Below are 1,957 nucleotides of genomic sequence, written 5' to 3' on the forward strand. Positions count from 1 at the left end.
ACTGAGGCTGGCAGGCTGTCCGTTAGCATCACTCAAAAAACAATCGACAATCCCGACCGGAGGCTCCCCGGTAGGGGCGGATATCCAGTTGCAGGCCAGGGGATAGCCAGGCACTCCAACAGGTTCTTCCGAACCTTTGTCTGGCTTCCCTTGCAAGGTCCGGTCGATGCCGTTGGTCTCATTGCCCTTCAGATCGTTGTCTTTGCAGGCGGCAGCGCCGAGCATAACCAGGAAAGCTGTGAGAATGCTGATTTGCATAATTGAGATCCTTGCCGGGTGAAGAAGTGCAAACCCGGTCGTCATCGGGATATGCGGAATATTTAAATTCTTACAGAACCAACCGGAGCATTCCACAACTGAGCTATTTTCACCAAATTCATACGCTCCATGGTCAGGCGCCACTCGCTTTTGCCTTCAAAAGTCTCGGAAGAGCGTTGGCCTGCGCTTGCAATCGGGATAACGCCGCAAAGCCTACACTTCAATTTATCCGTAATATAATATTCTGTAATATTGCATAATTACACCTGAGACTTATGCAGCATTCCCAATCTGACGATCTTCTCGCTACTGCGAATGTGCGACAAGGATTATGAAATGAAGAACGACAGGTCCAGTGGCTTCAGTGTTGTCATCGCCCTCGTAAGCCTGATGGGTCTCACGGTAAACATCACGGCAAGGCATGCTAAGGGGGCATGCAAATGTGCACGTTATCGATAAACCAATCAATGGGTGGGATATTGAAGAGTCAATTTTTTGAAGATCCTGGCAGAAGCCGCCTCCGCCGTGGCATTATCGTAACAGTTGCCGGCAAATGTCATGCTCTGCCGAACCCGATAACGTCTCAGAAGTCCACGGAAGCGCCCGGCCTTGTACTGTCCACCGCAGTCACTATGAAAAATCAATCCTGCGGCCGGCTTTCTGCCTTTGAGGGCCATCCGCAGGGCGTTGATGACCAGATCAGCCTTCATGTTTGATTGCATGTCCCAGCCGACGATTCTGCGCGAATAGAGGTCGAGCACGATGCACAGGTACAGCCACCCCTCTTTGGTGGGGATAAACGTTATATCGGAAACCCATATCTGGTCTATTGTTTTCGCCTCCAAATCCTCGCCCTTAATAAGGTTTGGGCTGTTCACGAGTTTCGTGTTATCTCGCGTGGTCGTGACAAAAGCTCGGGGAGAAATCCCCTGAATTCCAAGCTCCTTCATGCGTCGCTCGATTCGCGTTGGCGATACCGCCGGCCCTTGCTTTGCAATCTGGGCTGCAATTCGCCTCCTGCCATAGGTGCCACGCGAGGCCTCGTGCACGGTGTGGACGGCATCTCGAAGAAGTTTGTTCGCTTCCACACGCTTCGATGGGATGGCCTGAAGCCATTCGTAGTAGCAGCTTCGAGACACTTCCAGGACGTCACAGAGAAGTTGCACTGGATAGGTTTCAGCCTGGGCCTTGATGAACGGATAGCGCTCTACTTTTGCCCCGCAAAGTAGATGGCGGCCTTTTTTATGATTTCAAGCTCCAACTTTACCCGCTTCAACTCGTCTTTGAGCTTGGCATTCTCACTGATGGCATCGATTCGCGCCTCGGCAGAGGCTTGGTCCTCTGCGTCCCGGGCTTCGCTTCGCCAGCGGGTCAAGTATCCGACAGGAACGTCCAGTTCCTCGGCCACATGGGAGAGACGGACTCCAGGTTTTAATGACATTTTCACAGCACTTGCCTTAAACTCTTCACTGTACGACTTGCGAGACTTCTTTCCCATACTGTCCTCCGTGATACCTGGTTAAGTATACAGAGCGTCAGGCGAAATGAGGCCACTTCAAAGCGTGTAAATTCCGGGATCGATCAAAGCATTTGCGGCGGTGAATCTGAGACAGACCGACAGTGTAGGCCCAAAATCCCGATCAGGCGTCACGCCCCAGGAGCAAACGTTCGTTTGAGTCCGATAAGGTGCCGGATCGAA

Annotated in this window: 3 protein-coding genes; all 3 read right to left on the reverse strand. The window is 52.1% G+C overall.

The window, feature by feature from the left end; translation table 11 throughout:
* Nucleotides 1–258: hypothetical protein (locus tag VE954_RS36285; RefSeq protein WP_324962344.1), on the reverse strand; the 258-nt coding region annotated here is incomplete at its 3' end.
* A gap of 464 nt (nt 259–722) precedes the next feature.
* Nucleotides 723–1,451 carry an IS3 family transposase gene (locus VE954_RS36290; RefSeq protein ID WP_324962348.1) on the reverse strand — a complete coding sequence of 243 codons (729 nt, stop codon included), beginning with the start codon at nt 1,449–1,451 and terminating at the stop codon, nt 723–725.
* A 14-nt stretch (nt 1,452–1,465) separates the two neighbouring features.
* Nucleotides 1,466–1,756 carry a transposase gene (locus VE954_RS36295; protein ID WP_324962346.1) on the reverse strand — a complete coding sequence of 97 codons (291 nt, stop codon included), beginning with the start codon at nt 1,754–1,756 and terminating at the stop codon, nt 1,466–1,468.
* Between the last annotated feature and the right edge of the window lie 201 nt (nt 1,757–1,957).

It is taken from the genome of Oligoflexus sp. (assembly GCF_035638955.1).
GTDB lineage: Bacteria > Bdellovibrionota_B > Oligoflexia > Oligoflexales > Oligoflexaceae > Oligoflexus.